We start from the raw sequence: 17,401 nt of genomic DNA on the forward strand, positions 1-17,401 counted from the left end.
TTGCAGCTCCTTTTTTTGTGGTGAAAAGTGATATATTTGTTAGGAAGAGAAAAGTAATAAACTGATTTTATGGAAAGTGTAAACTTAGAAAGCGCTCCAATAGATTATATACCTATCCTGATACAGTTAGGTGTGGCCGTTGCATTCGGTGTTTTAACCATTGTCGGCACGCATTTGATTGGACCCAAAGTCCGTACAGAGAACAAACTAGGGGCCTTTGAATCGGGGGTGGAGGTAATAGGCAATGCGAGACAGCCTTTTTCCGTAAAGTATTTTATGGCGGCCATCTTGTTTGTCGTTTTTGACGTAGAGGTCATATTTATGTATCCTTGGGCGGTTAATTTTAGAGAGATGGGTATGGATGGTCTATGGAAAATGGGGATTTTTCTAGGTATTGTGGTCCTCGGTCTGATCTATGAAGTGAAACGCGGTGCATTGGATTGGGATTAGTGTTAATTTGTAAAACAAAATCAAAGTCATGAGTAAAGTGACATTGGCAGAAGCACCTCCGGGTGTAGAAGGGGCGGGATTTTTTGCGACCTCTTTAGATAAAGTGATCGGTTTGGCAAGATCGAACTCCCTATGGCCACTTCCGTTTGCGACTTCGTGTTGTGGGATTGAGTTTATGGCGACCATGGGGTCTACATACGATTTGGCACGTTTCGGTGCCGAGCGCCCGAGCTTTTCACCAAGACAGGCTGATATGCTGCTGGTCATGGGAACGATAGCAAAAAAAATGGCGCCCGTATTAAAACAGGTTTATATCCAGATGGCGGAACCTCGTTGGGTAATAGCTGTCGGTGCCTGTGCCTCCAGTGGGGGGATTTTTGACACCTATTCGGTACTGCAGGGGATAGATGAGATTATTCCGGTGGACGTATATGTTCCTGGTTGCCCTCCACGTCCCGAGGCTATATTAGACGGTGTGTTGAAATTACAGGAAATTGTGAAGAATGAATCTTTGAACCGCCGGAACACACCGGAATATAAGGCTTTGTTGGAAAAATACGGAATAGTGACAGACAATGGATAAACTGGATAATCAAATCGTAATACATCATTTGCGGGAGAAGTTTGGGGAGCAGGTGCGTGTAATAGCGGAGCCGCATGGTTTACTGACGGTGGCGACGGAAGCAGAGACTATCCTGGATTTGCTTGCTTTTGTAAAGGATGATGCGCAATTACGTTTTAACTACTTAACAGATATTACGGCTGTGCATTACCCGAATGAAGACCGGGATTTCTGTGTGGTGTACCATCTGCACAATCTGTTGCAGAATCTGCGTCTACGGATAAAGGTCTTTGTTAGCGGACCTACGCCAGCGATTCCGTCGGCTACCTCGCTATGGAACGGAGCCAATTGGATGGAACGTGAAACGTATGATTTTTTTGGGATACTGTTTGAAGGACATCCCGATTTGCGGCGTATTCTGAATATGGACGAATTAGAGGTATTCCCGATGCGTAAGGAATATCCGCTCGAAGACCCGAACAGGGTGGATAAAAAAGATTTTTATTTTGGACGTTAAATCCTAGAGGAGAGTAAGATGAGTAAACCGATAACCAAGATAACACCAAATGCAGCCGTATTCTTTGACAACGATCCGCAGGATGAGTTGATCACCCTCAATATCGGACCTACGCACCCCGCCACGCATGGAGTGTTCCAAAATGTGGTACAGATTGACGGGGAACGCATTGTGAGCGGAGTGTCTACGATAGGTTATATACACCGGGCTTTTGAGAAAATTGCAGAGCACCGTCCTTTTTACCAAATAACACCGCTGACGGATAGACTGAACTATTGTTCGTCTCCAATAAATAATATGGGATGGCACATGACGGTGGAGAAATTGCTGGACATCGAGCTACCAAAGCGGGTGCAGTATATGCGGGTTATTGTGATGGAATTGGCGCGTATTGCAGACCATATTATCTGTAACGGTATCTTGGGAGTGGATACTGGAGCTTTCTCGGGATTCCTCTATGTGATGCAAGAACGGGAGTTTATATACGAAATTTATGAAGAGATATGTGGATCGCGCTTAACCACCAATATTGGACGTGTCGGCGGTTTCGAACGTGATTTTAACGAAATTGCGTTCCGTAAGATAGAAGAGTTTCTCAAACGTTTCCCGCCCGTGCTGAAAGAATTTGAAAACCTATTTGTCCGTAACCGGATATTTATTGAGCGTACGTCCGGTGTAGCAGCCGTTACGCCGGAAGCTGCTTTGGATTACAGCTGGTCTGGCCCTATTCTTCGCGCAACGGGTGTAGATTACGATGTACGTGCTACGGCGCCGTATTCTTCGTATGAAGAATTTGAGTTTGATGTTCCCGTAGGAACAAATGGGGATGTGTATGATCGTTTCATGGTACGCAATGATGAAATGTGGCAATCGCTGCGCATCATCGAACAGGCGTTGGAAAAGATAAAAAAAGAACCTGCAGGGGTATTTCATGCCGATGTGCCGGAATTTTATTTGCCGCCGAAGGAGCAGGTATATACCAATATGGAAGCGCTTATTTATCACTTTAAAATTGTGATGGGTGAATGGGAAACACCAAAATCCGAGGTTTACCACGCGGTAGAAGGTGCAAATGGCGAGTTGGGATTCTATCTTATCCACGACGGAGGGCGTACACCTTATCGCTTACATTTTAGGAGACCGTCTTTCGTCAATTATCAGATGTTTGCACCCATGAGCAGTGGGATGTTGATTTCTGACGCGATTATCAATATGAGTAGTTTAAACGTTATTGCAGGAGAATTAGATGCTTAGTGTTAAAGAAAATATGATAGTGGAGTTTAGTGCACCTTTGCTGGAGAAGTTCGCTGAAGTGGTAGCGCGCTATCCGGAAGGAAGGCAGAAATCAGCACTTCTACCTATCTTACACCTGGTGCAGGCTGAATATGGTTGGCTAAGTGTGGATGCGATGGACAAGGTCGCTGCTTATCTGGATATACGGCCTATTGAGGTTTACGAGGTTGCCACATTTTATACGATGTTTTTTCTGCAACCCAAAGGCAAATACGTGTTGGAGATTTGCCGTACAGGGCCTTGTTGTTTAGTGGGGGCTGAGCGTATGATGCAACATGTGGAAGAGAAGCTGGGCGTGAAAGAGGGAGAAGTAACGGCGGATGGTCTGTTTTCTTGGAGAGGTGTGGAGTGTCTTGCAGCTTGTGGTTTTGCCCCTGTATTGCAGATTGGCCCGGAGTACACGTTTTATGAAAACTTGACGGAAGAGAAAGTAGATCTGTTGATTGATGAATTGAAGCAAAAAGCACAAACGAAATAAGTATGGCACGTAAGTTATTGTTGGCACATATCGATGTTCCGGGGATCAATACTTTTGAGGTTTATCGTCAAAAGGGGGGCTATCGTGCAGTAGAAAAAGCACTCAAGACGATGTCGCCGGACGATGTGGTGGAGGAAGTAAAGAAATCCGGACTTCGTGGACGTGGTGGTGCAGGATTCCCTACGGGGATGAAGTGGGGCTTTCTGGCGAAGCCGGAGGGTGTTCCACGTTATTTAGTCTGCAATGGCGATGAGTCGGAACCCGGCACATTTAAGGATCGGTTTCTGATGACGCATATTCCACACGCGCTAGTGGAAGGTATGATCGTCTCTAGCTACGCGTTGGGCGCGAATACCGCTTATATCTATATCCGGGGAGAAATGATGCCGCAAATCCGTATCGTCGAAAAAGCGATCGCGGAGGCAAAAGCAGCGGGTTTTCTGGGCAAAGATATATTGGGTACAGGCTATGATTTAGAGATACATGTTCAACCTGGTGGGGGAGCTTATATCTGTGGGGAAGAGACGGCTCTATTGGAATCGTTGGAAGGTGAACGGGGAAATCCACGGATTAAACCCCCTTTTCCTGCGGTAGCTGGTCTATACGGTTGTCCCACCGTGGTCAACAACGTAGAATCGATTGCTGCAACCGTACCGATCGTGAACGATGGTGGCGAAGAATATGCGAAAATCGGTATAGAGCGCAGTACAGGTACGAAGTTGATCTCCGCAGGCGGTAATCTGGTGCGTCCGGGGGTATATGAAATTGAAATGGGCTTGCCCATGGAAGAATTTATCTATTCCGAGGAATATTGTGGTGGTATAGCGAATGGTAAACGTTTGAAAGCGGTGGTTGCCGGCGGTTCGTCGGTGCCAATTTTGCCAACCCATCTCGCTTTGAAAACAGCAAAAGGAGAACCTCGATTAATGACTTATGAGTCGTTGGCGGATGGTGGTTTTGTAACGGGTACAGCGATGGGTTCGGGCGGATTTATTGCGTTTGATGAGGATCAATGTATTGTGCGCAACACGCTGAACTTCACGCGATTTTATCATCACGAAAGTTGTGGACAATGTTCGCCTTGTCGCGAAGGAACCGGGTGGATGGAAAAAGTATTGCACAAAATCGAATACGGGCATGGAGACATGTCGGATATTGACTTGTTGTGGGATATCCAGCAGAAAATCGATGGGAATACCATTTGCCCGTTAGGAGATGCTTCGGCCTGGCCGGTAGCAAGTGCCATACGGCATTTCCGGGATGAATTTGAATGGCATATTTTACATCCGGAAGAAGCACAGACAAGGAATTTTGGATTGGTGGGCGAAGCAGTGGAGAGTTAAAGAAATAAACAAATGGCAGACGAAAAATTTAAGGTAACGATAGATGGGATTCCGGTGGAGGTGGCACCGGGAACGACGATACTGAACGCGGCGCGTCAGATCGGTGGGGACATTGTGCCTCCTGCTATGTGCTACTACTCTACATTGGAGGGTAGTGGCGGAAAATGCCGTACGTGTTTGGTGAAGGTATCCAAAGGGTCAGAGAAAGACCCGCGTCCGATGCCCAAATTAGTTGCATCCTGTAGAACGACCGTTATGGACGGGATGGAAGTGCAGAATATCACATCACCGGATGTGTTGGAGGCGCGTAAAGGCGTGGTGGAGATGTTATTGATCAATCATCCATTGGATTGTCCCGTTTGTGATCAGGCGGGAGAGTGTAAGTTACAGGATTTAAGTTACGACCATGGCGTGTCTCAAACACGATATGAATTTAAACGACGTACGTTTGACCCTATCGATATTGGCGATAAGATAAAACTACACATGAACCGCTGTATTTTATGTTATCGTTGTGTGTTCGTGGCGGATCAGCTGACAGGAAAACGCGAGCATGGTGTCATTAATCGTGGTGACCATGCAGAAATATCTACTTTTATCGAGAATGCATTGGACAATGATTTTATTGGGAACGTAATTGACGTATGCCCCGTAGGTGCATTGACCGATAAAACGTTCCGCTTTAAAAACCGTGTTTGGTTTACCAAACCGGTAGATGCACATCGAGATTGCCCGACGTGCTCCGGTAAGGTTACACTGTGGTATAAAGGCGAGGAAGTCTTACGTGTAACAGCCCGTAAAGATGAATATAATGAGGTGAAAGAGTTTATCTGCGATACTTGTCGTTTTGAGAAAAAGAAAACAGTTGATTGGGTATTGGAAGAGCCTACACCAATCAGCGAACAATCGGTTATCGATTCCAATCACTACGACGTATTCAATCCGCCACCGGTGATAAAAAAGAATCTGCAGTTACAGGAAGCCAATGAAGAGCAACTGGCAAGGACGGAACGTTTAAAATAAGCAAAGGAAACACATGGAAGGAGCTTTTATTTTAGAAAAATTGATTTTGGTGGTGATTGTTTTCACGATCTCCTTGGTGATAGCGATGTACTCGACATTGGCGGAACGTAAAATTGCAGGCTTTATGCAGGATCGTCACGGACCAAACCGGGCTGGATTTGGCGGGATTTTGCAGCCACTTTGTGATGGGGGGAAGTTCTTTTTTAAAGAAGAGATTATTCCAGCAGGAGCTCACAAGCCTTTGTTTATATTGGGGCCTACTTTAGCGATTATCACGGCCTGTATCAGCTCGGCTGTCATTCCTTGGGGGCAGACACTAACCATCGGCGAACGTGAAGTGGTCTTGCAGGTTGCCGACATCAATGTGGGCGTACTTTATATCTTTGGCGTTGTGGCCTTGGGGGTATATGGTATTATGTTGGGTGGATGGGCATCAAATAATAAGTTTTCGTTAATGGGCGCTATTCGCGCGGCCTCGCAGAGTATTAGCTATGAAATTCCGATGGGGCTTTCTATTATCGCCTTGTTGATGGTAAGCGGGACGTTATCTATGGGAGAAATCGTTGCGCAGCAGTCGGGATTTGTCAACTGGAACATTTGGGTACAACCGTTGGGCTTCTTAATTTTCTTGGTGTGCGCATTCGCGGAATGTAATCGGGTACCATTTGACTTGCCGGAGTGTGAAACGGAGCTTATCGGAGGATACCATACCGAGTATTCATCGATGAAACTCGGTCTTTATATGTTTTCCGAGTATATCAATATGTTTGTTTCTTCGGCATTGATGGCCGCCTTGTATTTTGGGGGATATAACTTTCCGTTCATGTACGAATTGGGGCTATCACAGAATTGGATCACCATTATTGGTGTATTGGTATTCTTCCTTAAAATATTTGGATTTATCTTTTTCTTCATGTGGGTACGTTGGACGCTGCCCCGCTTCCGCTATGATCAGCTGATGGGGCTGGGATGGAAGATATTGATTCCGCTGGCGATAGCAAATATTGTCTTGACGGCAGTGGTGATCGTGGTGAAGGATACTTATTTTTAAGACTATGCAATCTTTATCAAATAGAAAGAAAGTTATCGAGCAGAAGCCCATGAATTTTTGGGAGCGGATGTATCTGCCCGCTATCGTGAAGGGGTTAGGCATTACGATACGACATTTTTTCAAGAAGATTCCGACGGTGAAATATCCAGAGGAGCAACGACCTTATTCGAAGAATTTCCGGGGACTGCATTCGCTGAAGCGTGACGAGGAAGGACGTGAACGCTGTACAGCCTGTGGGCTTTGTGCGCTTTCTTGTCCGGCGGAGGCTATTACGATGATTGCCGCGGAACGGACAAAAGAGGAGGAGACTCTGTATCGCGAGGAGAAATACGCGGCCGTATATGAGATCAATATGCTGCGTTGTATTTTTTGTGGTCTGTGTGAAGAGGCCTGTCCGAAAGAAGCGATCTACTTGGATGGTCCACATGTAACGGCGGATTATGTAAGAAAGGACTTTATTTACGGGAAAGACAAATTAGTCGAGCCTGTATTTGATATTACGAAACTAAACCCGGAAAAAACGAACTAGCATGTCCTTATTTTATTTTGTTGCCTTTGTTGCTATTTTTTTCGCGTTGATGACGATCTTCACCAAAAATCCGGTACACAGCGTGCTGTATTTGGTGGTAACGTTTTTTACGCTGACGGTTCATTATATTCTATTGAACGCGCAATTTCTGGCTGTAGTGAATTTTATCGTGTACATGGGAGCCATTATGGTACTCTTTTTATTCGTCCTCATGTTACTGAATCTTAATGGGGATACGGAACCCATGAAGTCTAATTTGGTCAAGATTATGGGGGTTATAGCAGGGATGTGTTTGTTTACGACACTCTTAGGGTCGCTGCGTGTTATAGATCCGTCCAATGAGATCGTAACCGGCAATACGGATATAGGGCTCGTGAAACATTTGGGTAATGTGTTGTTTAACGAGTTCTTGCTACCTTTTGAAATTTCGGCAATTTTATTGTTGATCGCGATGATCGGAGCGGTATTGTTGGCAAAAAAAGAAGTTAAAGAGATTAAAAAAGCATAATGGAGAATATTGTAACGCAGATTCAGGGTGTTCCACTCAACCACTACATCATTTTTTGTAGTATCATTTTCGCTATCGGTGTTACGGGCGTACTTATCCGTCGGAACGTGATTATTATTATGATGTCCATCGAATTGATGCTGAATGCAGTCAATTTATTGTTGGCGGCTTTTTCCGCCTATCGGGGCGATCCAACAGGTCAGGTGTTCGTGTTTTTCATCATGGCATTGGCGGCAGCAGAGGTGGCTGTGGGGCTTGCGATTATCATCATGGTGTACCGAAATACGAAATCGGTGGATATTGAATCGTTGAGTAAATTGCGTTGGTAATTGAATAGAAGAATTTTTACTAAGAAACTATATGTCTGAATTAATTTGGCTGATCCCATTGATACCTTTTATAGGTTTTGTAATAAACGGCTTAATGGGTAATCGTGTGCCGAAAGCGGTTACGGCTATTGTGGGCTGTGGCGTGGTGCTCGCTTCTTTTGTGTTAAGCTTGTTGGTTTACTTTGAAGTCGCAGCTGCGCGTGAAACCGGTGCTTCTGGAGAAATATATGTACATCTCTTCGACTGGTTTACAGTAGGCAAACTGCAGGTCGCGCTTTCTTTTCTGGCGGATCCGTTGAGTGCTATTATGCTCTTGATTATTACAGGTGTAGGGTTTTTGATTCATCTGTATTCCTGCAGTTATATGGCCGGTGATGCAGGATTTGGTAAGTTCTTCGCTTACCTCAATCTGTTCATCTTCTTCATGACCATCCTCGTGCTGGGTTCTAATTACTTGGTCATGTTCATCGGATGGGAAGGTGTGGGTCTTTGTTCTTACTTGTTGATTGGGTTTTGGTTCAAAAATGCCTCTTACGCCTCGGCTGCGAAGAAAGCTTTCGTCATGAACCGTATCGGGGATTTGGGTTTTCTTATCGCGATGTTCTTTATTCTGGAAACTTTTGGTAGTTTGGAATACGGAACGGTATTCGCCGCTGCGGCAAGCATGCCGGTGGGAAGTTCCACACTACTCGTTATTACACTCTTGTTATTTGTTGCGGCAACGGGTAAATCAGCGCAGATTCCGTTGTTTACCTGGTTGCCGGACGCGATGGCCGGCCCTACACCGGTGTCCGCCTTAATTCACGCGGCAACCATGGTAACGGCAGGTATCTATATGGTTGTTCGTTCTAATATTTTGTTCACGCTTTCTCCCGTGACCATGGAGGTGATGGCTGTTGTTGGATTGGCGACAGCGTTGTTGGCGGCGTTTATAGCGGTTACACAAACTGATATAAAAAAGGTATTGGCATATTCTACGGTATCTCAACTGGGATACATGTTTCTGGGCCTCGGGGTAGGTGCGTTCACCGGGGCTTTTTTTCATGTTCTGACGCACGCGTTTTTTAAAGCATTGCTGTTTCTTGGAGCAGGATCGGTCATCCACGCCATGCACGATGAGCAGGATATGCGCCAGATGGGTGGCTTAAGAAAAGCACTGCCCGTCACGTATATCACGATGTTTATCGGAACGATAGCTATTAGTGGAATTCCGCCATTTGCCGGATTCTTTTCTAAAGATGAGATATTGGCACACGCATTCCAGCATCAGCCAGTTTTGTGGGCTATCGGTTTCTTGACAGCTTTGTGTACAGCGTTCTATATGTTCCGTTTGTTATATCTGACATTCTTCGGAAAGTTTCGGGGAACGGAAACACAGAAACAACATCTACATGAATCACCTTGGCAAATGACGGTGCCGTTGATTGTTTTAGCGGCGCTATCGGTCATTGGCGGCTTTATCAATATTCCGGAAGCATTGGGTGGCCATCATAGCTTGGCGGCATTTCTGGCGCCGATTTTTGAAGCGGGAAGTGTACATGCGGAAGCGTTGACATTAAGCCACAGTACGGAGTACCTGTTGATGGGGATATCCGCCGGTGGCGCGTTGATTATGGCGTTTGTAGCTTACAATAGGTATGTGAAAAAAGAGGCCCTTCCAGTTGCTGAAACACCGGCATCAAAAGGACTACATAAACTATCCTTTCGCAAGTTATATGTGGATGAATTTTATGATGCGCTTATTGTGCAACCGTTGAACAAATTATCGGTTGGCTTTCATAAATATGTGGATCGCTTGGGCATCGATGGATTCGTTAATGGGGTAGGCGATTTCTTTATCGGAGCTGGAAAGGGCGTAAGGCAATGGCAAAGTGGTCATGTCGGGTTTTATATTATGATGATGGTAATTAGTGTGATTGCCATCTTGCTATATGCCGTATTTAGTATTTAATTTTGATAATTGAACAATGAGTAACCTATTTATATTACTATTAGTACCTGTTATTTCGGCGATAGTATTATGTTTTGTAAAGGATGCGGTACGGGCAAAATGGATAGCACTGCTTGCTGCGTTGCTTGAATTGGGGCTTTCCATCCCTTTTCTGTGTGGGTTTATACCGGATGCGAGTATACAATTCGAACAACGTTGGATGTGGGTGGAGTCGTTGGGCATTCAGTTTCATATCGGCTTAGATGGTATTAGCCTTCCTCTGCTGTTGTTGACAAATGGGTTGATTCCCCTCATTGTACTGACTTCGTTTAGAAAAGCGCATAAAGGGAATTTCTTTGCGTTAATCTCGTTTATGCAAGCAGGGTTACTGTTGGTATTCCTGGCATTAGACGCGTTCACGTTCTATGTAGGCTGGGAAGTGGCCTTGATTCCTATTTATTTTATCTGTGCGCTTTGGGGAGATGGTGACCGTATTCGTATTAACCTTAAGTTCTTTATCTATACATTTTTTGGAAGCTTGTTGATGTTGGTGGCGCTTATTTATCTATACAACCAAAGCGCAACACCAAGCTTTGAATGGAGCGCATTCGTAGCATTGGACTTATCTGAATCTACACAACGCTGGATATTCTGGGCTTTTTTCTTGGCGTTTGCCATTAAGATCCCGATTTTCCCTTTTCATACCTGGCAGCCGGATACCTATACGCATGCGCCAGCAGCCGGAACGATGCTGTTGGCAGGTATTATGCTCAAAATGGGGGTATATGGGTTGATGCGTTGGTTATTGCCTGTCGCTCCGCTCGGTGCATTGGCTTACGGCCAGGTCGCTATGGTCCTCTGTGTTATTGGCATCGTATACGCTTCTATCATCGCTTTTAAACAGCAGGATGCTAAACGTTTGATCGCGTATTCTTCGATTGCGCACGTCGGACTTATCTCTGCGGGTGTCTTCTCCTGGAATGCGGAAGGATTGCAGGGGGCTATTATCCAGATGGTGAACCATGGTTTGAGCGTAGTGGGATTATTTTTTATTATTGATATCTTACAAGAGCGGACCGGAACGCGTACATTGGCGGAATGGGGAGGAATAGCGAGCAAGGCCCCTCGTCTGGCAACGGTATTTCTTATTATTTTGATGGGGGCAGTCGGTTTACCGTTAACCAACGGCTTTATTGGGGAATTTCTGCTGTTGAAAGGTGTGTTTGATTACGGCGTGTGGTATGCTGTATTTGGTGGATTAACGTTGATATTGGGCGCCGTATATATGTTGCGTTTCTATCAGAAATCGATGTTGGGCGCTTTGCCGGAACGCTATGCTGGCGTGTTGGATATAAAAGGATACGAAGTTTTGGTATTGGCGATTATCGTGTTTTTTACCCTATTTTTAGGGGTATGGCCGAAAGCAATTTTACAGCTTTCAGAGGCATCGGTAACAAACTTATTGGATCAAATTAAATTTTAATTAGCGATTGTAGAATATTATGGGGGCAATTATTACATTGTGTGTTTTGGGGATAGTGGTGCTATATCTTGGCTTGTTTAAAGCGAAGAATGCGTTGCTACCTGTAACCTTGCTGGGATTGGTCGTGACACTGGGGTTTCTGGTGTCGGGATGGAACACCGAAGCGCTGCCGCAATTTCACGGAATGGTGATTTTTGATCGCTTAGCGTTGTCTTTTTCGATCCTGTGTGTGGTCATTACGGGGTTGGTTATGCTGCTTTCTAAAGAATACTTTAAGAATATCAGTACCTATCTTTCGGAATATTTTTGTTTGATTATCTTTTCGTTGCTGGGGGCATTGTTGGTCAACTCCTACCATAATTTTGCGATGTTGTTCATCGGTATCGAGGTGATGTCCGTAGCTTTATATATCCTTGTGGGAATTCGGAAAACGGACCTTGCTTCGAATGAAGCTGCGCTTAAGTACTTCTTGATGGGCGCATTTTCGACTGGTTTTCTCCTTTTCGGGATCACGCTCTTGTACGGTGCTTCCGGCACATTTGACTTAACGGAATTACAAACCTACGTACAAACATCTTCCGAGGTTTCTCCCTTATTTTACGGTGGAATGTTGTTGTTGCTTTGTGGTTTATGCTTTAAGATCGGTGTCGCCCCCTTCCACTTCTGGACACCGGACGTGTATGACGGAGCACCAATATTGATCACCAGCTTTATGAGTACGGTCGTAAAAGTCGCCTCTTTTGTTGGCTTCTTACGGCTATTCAGCACGGTATTGGTACCGTTGCATGATTTTTGGACACCAGTATTGTTGACTATCATCATCATCACGCTCTTCGTGGGAAATATCACGGCACTGCTACAGTCGAGTTTTAAGCGGATGATGGCCTATTCAAGTATTTCGCATGCTGGCTATATGTTGTTTGCTATTGTATCCATTGGTGCGATGTCCGCATCGGGTATGCTCGTGTACGCCACGGCGTATTCGCTAGCTTCGGTGATTGCGTTTGGTATGCTTATTTTGGTGAAACGCAGCACCGGCTCGGAGAACTTCGAATCGTTTAACGGACTGGCAAAAAAAGAACCGATGTTAGCTCTGATATTAACCATTGCGATGCTCTCCCTTGCCGGTATTCCGTTGACTGCAGGTTTTATGGGTAAGTTTATGATGTTCAATAATGTGATGGGAACCTATAACATTACACTACTTATCCTTGCGGTTATTAATGCCGCAATTGGGGTTTATTACTACTTGCATGTGGTCGTTAATATGTATTTTCGTAAACCAACAGAAGAAGTAACTGCGCAACATGTACCGATTAGCTACAGGGTGGTGTTGGTTATTGCCGCTGTATTGACGTTGATTATCGGTGTTTATCCCGATAGTATTTTAGGGTTATTGTAGCGATATAGGGGCTTTTTTTCAATTTCATTTTAATCTTATTCTACAAATTGTATCTTTATGGCAGTGCCATTTTGGATATGAGTAGAATAAGCTTGCTGAAATTGTTGATATTGGTATTTGTCCTTGGTGTCGCAGCACAGCAAGGCGTAGCTCAATATAAAATCAGTGGAACGGTTATAGATGACATAACGGGAAAAGGTGTTCCGCAGGCGAGTATACAAGTGCGAGGGACATCGGACGGGACATCCTGTGATGCTTCAGGGCAATTTTTCTTAACAACAACGAGTCCGTTTCCGCTACGACTTGTGGTGTCTGCTGTTGGCTATAAAGAACTCATCATAAGTGTTGATACGCCACAGGAGCATGTGCATATTGCGCTAGAGAATGATAAAAATGTCATTGATGCGGTGGAAATTTCCCGTCGACAAAAATACCGGAATCGAAATCCGGCGGTGGATATTATTCATCAGGTTATCAAGAACAAGCGCTCCAATCGCTTGGAGAACCAGCCCAGGTTATCTTTTCAACAGTACGACAAGCTGCAGTTTGGACTTGTAAACCCATCGGAGCGATATAATAAGCGTTTGGGAAGCTTGAGTTTTTTCTTTAACAATGTGGACACCTTGACATCGCCCGGAAATAAATTACTAACCATCTTTATGCAGGAGCAGCTTAGTGATGTTTATTCGAAGAATGATCCCAAAGCGTTTAAAAAGCGCGTAAAATCTATCAAGCAAACGGACTTTGACGATCGATATGTAAACAACCATAACATCCAATCGTATTTATCATATCTCTTTCAGGATATCGAGATATATGATGAAAATATATTCCTGATCAATAAATTATTCCTAAGTCCGATCGCGAACAACGCCCCCGTTTTTTATAAGTATTATATTGCGGATACGATTGATACCGATGATGGCCGCTTGATCGAATTAAACTTTGAGCCGAGAAATAAAGCAGACTTGTTGCTTAGTGGTAAACTACGGATAACAACAGATGGCCGGTTTGCGGTGCAGGGGGCTACCTTACGGGCGAACAAGGAAGCGAATCTGAACTGGGTAAATGAGATAACGATTGACTTGCAATTTCGTCCGAATGCAGAACGGTATATGTTCTTGGTTCGTAGCGATGTGGACATTATGTTCGGTACAAACCGAAGCGATGCGGTATATGGTCGGAAGACGACGCATAATTTTGCTTATGACTTTGCGCCCTCTTTCTCGGACGATGTTTTTAAAGGAGCTCCTACAGAGGTGTTGAAAACAGCAAAAGACAACGAAGTTCTTGTTCAACAGCAACGTCCCGTGCAGCTGTCGCCGGTCGAAAATATGGTATATGCAAATGTGGATTCGCTGAACGATAACCGTACGTTTCGGACAATGCTTGCTGCGGGTTATCTGCTGGCACAGGGATTCTATCCCGCAGGACCAGTAGAGTTTGGGCCATTGGAATACCTGTATTCACGGAATAATATCGAGGGCAATCGGATACGGCTTAGCGGACGGACGACATTAGGATTTTCGGAGAAAGTGTTTATCGAAGGATATTTAGCATACGGAACACAAGATGGCGAGGTGAAATATTTCGTACGACCGACATTTTCCCTTAATGGCAAATCAGTTGCTACTTTTCCAGCGCACTACTTGCAAGTGGCGGTGCAGCATGATATTTTCGATCCAGGGCGTATACTTGGTTTCCGGAAAGGAGATAGTTTTTTTCAGTCGATAAGAAGTAACGCCCCAACGAAATGGATGGACACGTATGCGTATCAACTTAAACACTTGATAGAATTTGGCAATCATGTGAGCCTACAAAGCTCTTTTATCCATCATCGTAGGCGTGCAATAGGCGATTTACAATTTATTTCGTCGGGGGACAACCCCTACAATATATCCAATATAAATACCAATGAGTTGGAATTTATACTGCGATGGGCACCAAAAGAGAAATTCTACTATCGTAACTTGACACGCAATACAATTATCGAAAAGTATCCCGTTTTTACGCTCCAGTATAATCGTGGGTTAAAGGGATTTTGGAGTGGGGATTACGCATTTGACGCCATGCGTGGTTCGGTTTCGAAACGTTTTTTCTTAAATCAACTCGGTTTTGCAGATATGACCTTGAGTGGTGGAAAAATTTGGGGTACCCTTCCCTATCCGTTGTTGGAAATGCCAAATGTGTTCCGGGATGAGGACACGCGTCATGAAATTGATTTTTCGATGATGCGTAGCATGGAGTTTGTCGCCGATGAGTATATCCGTTTGTCGTTTGAACATCAATTGGAAGGATTTATCTTGAATAAAATTCCATTGATCAAGAAACTTAAGCTCCGGGAGATTTGGGGCGGAAAAATGTTTTATGGAAGGTTGAGCGATGCGAATAATCCGTATATCAGTAGAGATGTAGTCCGTTTTGATACCGATGCGGATGGCAATATCATGACACACGTATTTGAGAACAAAGTACCCTATTGGGAGGGAAAAGTAGGCATTGATAATATTTTCCGTCTGTTGCGCGTTGAGTATATACGTCGGTTAAACTATACAGGATTACCGAATGTCGATAAAGACAGGTATCGGGTAAGCCTTCATTTAAATTTCTAATGCGATGCAAGAATCACATACTTATTTTCTGTTGGACATCAAACATAAAACGGCTTATATCACGCTAAATAGACCGGATAAGTTGAACGCGCTGAATACGCTTGTGTTAAAAGAACTAGCAGAAATATTGGCAACACTAGAAGCAGATGACAATGTCCGGGGTATAATCCTAACCGGTGCAGGAGATAAAGCCTTTGTAGCGGGTGCCGACATCAAAGAATTTCAGGAGTTTTCTTCTGATGAGGCGTGGCAACTATCAAAATCGGGGCAGGAAAAGGTGATGGATGAACTGTATACCTTTCCGAAACCTGTGATTGCGGCGATTAACGGATTTGCGCTGGGTGGAGGCTTGGAGCTGGCCATGGCATGCCATATCCGTGTGGCGAGTGAGCTGGCAAAGATGGGGCTTCCGGAGGTTTCCTTAGGGATTATTCCGGGATACGGCGGCACACAACGGTTGCCGCAATTGGTCGGCCGTGGAAAAGCGTTAGAAATGATTATGACGGGTGAAATGATCGATGCACAGGATGCTTTGCAATGGGGATTGGTTAATCACGTGGTGCCGCCAGGGGGCCTAATTTCTACCTGTGAGAAGCTTTTGGAAAAAATGTACCAACGTTCGCAAACGGCGATTGCTACCGCTATCCGTGCAGTGAATATAGGGCTTATGGAGCCGGAAAAGGGTTATGAAGAAGAGATGGATGCCTTTGCAAATGCTTTTGATACACCTGATTTTAAAGAGGGGGTAGCAGCTTTCTTGGAAAAACGAAAACCAAATTTTTAATATGTTTGTTCAACTGTCAATATAGACACTATTAACTGTATGAACAACCCTGTTTTTTCCCAAAAAGAGAGAAACGTTATTATTCTCTTGATCGTCCTAGCCTTGGGCGGTATTCTCTTGTATGCTACGCGTGGGATTTTTGGTGCTTTTCTCGGCACCTTCATCATGTATACGCTCTTCCGTACACTAAACATTTTCTTTATCGAGAAATGGCGATGGCCAAAACCTTTGTCTGCGGTGGTTATTATCATCCTTTCTATTTTTATTATCGTTCTTCCCTTTGTGGGAATAGGGAGTATGCTTGTTCGAAAAGCGATAGAACTGCAGCAAAACCCAGCCTGGATAAAGCAGGTTATTGATGCGATAAACCAATTTGCCGGCGATAAATTGGGGAAACCCGATTTGCTGCAAGAGCAGCTCGAATCGAGCGCCGCTTATTTTGGCACATTGCTGACGGCGGTGTTGGGCGGCGCGGCAAATATATTCTTGGAGATCACGGTCATGTATTTTATTTTATATTTTCTGTTTGTCAACTACCGAGGGTTTGAAAACGGTATATTATACTATCTGCCGTTTGATGAGGAGCAGGCGGTTGTGTTTGGATCGGAGCTGAAAAATATTACCTATTCCAATATTGTGGGACAAACGATAATCGCTATCGCGCAAGGGGGATGCTTATCTATTGGTTTTTGGATATTCGGTGTTAATGATGCTTTGTTTTGGGGCGTTATCTGTGCGATCCTGTCGTTTATTCCCCTTTTGGGTCCGCCGCTGATTTTTGTTCCGGCCGCGCTGATACTACTTTCTCAAGGACAAACTTGGCAAGGAATAGGGTTGCTGATCTGGGGTTTCGGCCTGGTGATTAATATTGATAATGTGCTCCGCTTTATGATTAATAAAAAGATCGGGAATATCCATCCGCTAATTACCGTAATCGGGGTGATTATTGGGCTTCCTCTTTTCGGTCTTATAGGGCTGGTGTATGGCCCGTTATTGCTGGCTTATTTCCTGATCGCGGTGAAGATATACAAAACGAATAAACGTCTATCGTTAAAAAGAGACCAACTGGAAGAGAAAAAAGAATAAAAAGCCACGGCGTTAACGGGT

17 protein-coding genes are annotated in these 17,401 nt (G+C 44.6%); all 17 read left to right on the plus strand.

The window, feature by feature from the left end; all coding sequences use genetic code 11:
- Positions 1 to 69: 69 nt before the first annotated feature.
- The 17 genes from FXV77_RS07420 to FXV77_RS07500 all read left to right on the plus strand — a co-directional run bounded on the left by FXV77_RS07420 (position 70) and on the right by FXV77_RS07500 (position 17,380).
- Complete coding sequence (locus tag FXV77_RS07420; protein WP_148918582.1) at positions 70 to 450, plus strand: NADH-quinone oxidoreductase subunit A; 381 nt, start codon at positions 70 to 72, stop codon at positions 448 to 450.
- A gap of 28 nt (positions 451 to 478) precedes the next feature.
- Entirely contained in the window at positions 479 to 1,033 is a 555-nt protein-coding gene (locus FXV77_RS07425; protein ID WP_148918583.1) for an NADH-quinone oxidoreductase subunit B, read from the plus strand.
- The gene (locus FXV77_RS07430; RefSeq protein ID WP_148918584.1) at positions 1,026 to 1,529 is read left to right on the plus strand and encodes an NADH-quinone oxidoreductase subunit C; all 504 of its coding nucleotides are present in this window, start codon (positions 1,026 to 1,028) and stop codon (positions 1,527 to 1,529) included. Before FXV77_RS07425 ends, FXV77_RS07430 begins: the two co-directional genes overlap by 8 nt.
- Positions 1,530 to 1,547: 18 nt before the next feature.
- Positions 1,548 to 2,783: an NADH-quinone oxidoreductase subunit D gene (locus tag FXV77_RS07435; protein ID WP_148918585.1), complete on the plus strand. Its 1,236-nt coding sequence runs from the start codon at positions 1,548 to 1,550 to the stop codon at positions 2,781 to 2,783.
- A complete protein-coding gene (locus FXV77_RS07440; RefSeq protein WP_148918586.1) occupies positions 2,776 to 3,300 on the plus strand; it encodes an NADH-quinone oxidoreductase subunit NuoE family protein in 525 nt (174 codons plus the stop codon). The genes FXV77_RS07435 and FXV77_RS07440 overlap by 8 nt, the downstream gene beginning before the upstream one ends.
- 2 nt (positions 3,301 to 3,302) lie before the next feature.
- Positions 3,303 to 4,643, plus strand: coding sequence for an NADH-quinone oxidoreductase subunit NuoF (nuoF, locus tag FXV77_RS07445; protein ID WP_148918587.1), 1,341 nt, complete (start codon positions 3,303 to 3,305; stop codon positions 4,641 to 4,643).
- Positions 4,644 to 4,655: 12 nt separating this feature from the next.
- A complete protein-coding gene (locus FXV77_RS07450; RefSeq protein WP_148918588.1) occupies positions 4,656 to 5,666 on the plus strand; it encodes a 2Fe-2S iron-sulfur cluster-binding protein in 1,011 nt (336 codons plus the stop codon).
- 13 nt (positions 5,667 to 5,679) lie between these two features.
- The gene (gene nuoH, locus FXV77_RS07455; RefSeq protein ID WP_148918589.1) at positions 5,680 to 6,717 is read left to right on the plus strand and encodes an NADH-quinone oxidoreductase subunit NuoH; all 1,038 of its coding nucleotides are present in this window, start codon (positions 5,680 to 5,682) and stop codon (positions 6,715 to 6,717) included.
- 4 nt (positions 6,718 to 6,721) lie between these two features.
- Positions 6,722 to 7,246, plus strand: coding sequence for a NuoI/complex I 23 kDa subunit family protein (locus tag FXV77_RS07460; RefSeq protein WP_148918590.1), 525 nt, complete (start codon positions 6,722 to 6,724; stop codon positions 7,244 to 7,246).
- Position 7,247: 1 nt separating this feature from the next.
- Complete coding sequence (locus tag FXV77_RS07465) at positions 7,248 to 7,754, plus strand: NADH-quinone oxidoreductase subunit J family protein (protein ID WP_148918591.1); 507 nt, start codon at positions 7,248 to 7,250, stop codon at positions 7,752 to 7,754.
- Positions 7,754 to 8,083 carry an NADH-quinone oxidoreductase subunit NuoK gene (gene nuoK, locus FXV77_RS07470; protein WP_130142591.1) on the plus strand — a complete coding sequence of 110 codons (330 nt, stop codon included), beginning with the start codon at positions 7,754 to 7,756 and terminating at the stop codon, positions 8,081 to 8,083. Before FXV77_RS07465 ends, nuoK begins: the two co-directional genes overlap by 1 nt.
- Before the next feature lie 31 nt (positions 8,084 to 8,114).
- The gene (gene nuoL, locus FXV77_RS07475; RefSeq protein ID WP_148918592.1) at positions 8,115 to 10,034 is read left to right on the plus strand and encodes an NADH-quinone oxidoreductase subunit L; all 1,920 of its coding nucleotides are present in this window, start codon (positions 8,115 to 8,117) and stop codon (positions 10,032 to 10,034) included.
- 16 nt (positions 10,035 to 10,050) lie between these two features.
- Positions 10,051 to 11,496, plus strand: a complete 1,446-nt coding sequence (locus tag FXV77_RS07480; RefSeq protein WP_148918593.1) for a complex I subunit 4 family protein — start codon at positions 10,051 to 10,053, stop codon at positions 11,494 to 11,496.
- Positions 11,497 to 11,515: 19 nt separating this feature from the next.
- Positions 11,516 to 12,898: an NADH-quinone oxidoreductase subunit N gene (locus tag FXV77_RS07485; protein WP_148918594.1), complete on the plus strand. Its 1,383-nt coding sequence runs from the start codon at positions 11,516 to 11,518 to the stop codon at positions 12,896 to 12,898.
- 77 nt (positions 12,899 to 12,975) lie between these two features.
- Positions 12,976 to 15,510, plus strand: coding sequence for a DUF5686 and carboxypeptidase-like regulatory domain-containing protein (locus FXV77_RS07490; protein WP_148918595.1), 2,535 nt, complete (start codon positions 12,976 to 12,978; stop codon positions 15,508 to 15,510).
- A 4-nt stretch (positions 15,511 to 15,514) separates the two neighbouring features.
- On the plus strand, positions 15,515 to 16,294 hold the full coding sequence (locus tag FXV77_RS07495; protein WP_148918596.1) for an enoyl-CoA hydratase/isomerase family protein: 780 nt from the start codon (positions 15,515 to 15,517) through the stop codon (positions 16,292 to 16,294).
- A 39-nt stretch (positions 16,295 to 16,333) separates the two neighbouring features.
- Entirely contained in the window at positions 16,334 to 17,380 is a 1,047-nt protein-coding gene (locus FXV77_RS07500; protein ID WP_148918597.1) for an AI-2E family transporter, read from the plus strand.
- Positions 17,381 to 17,401: the final 21 nt, after the last annotated feature.

It is taken from the genome of Sphingobacterium phlebotomi, assembly GCF_008180195.1.
In the GTDB taxonomy this organism is placed as follows: Bacteria; Bacteroidota; Bacteroidia; order Sphingobacteriales; family Sphingobacteriaceae; genus Sphingobacterium; species Sphingobacterium phlebotomi.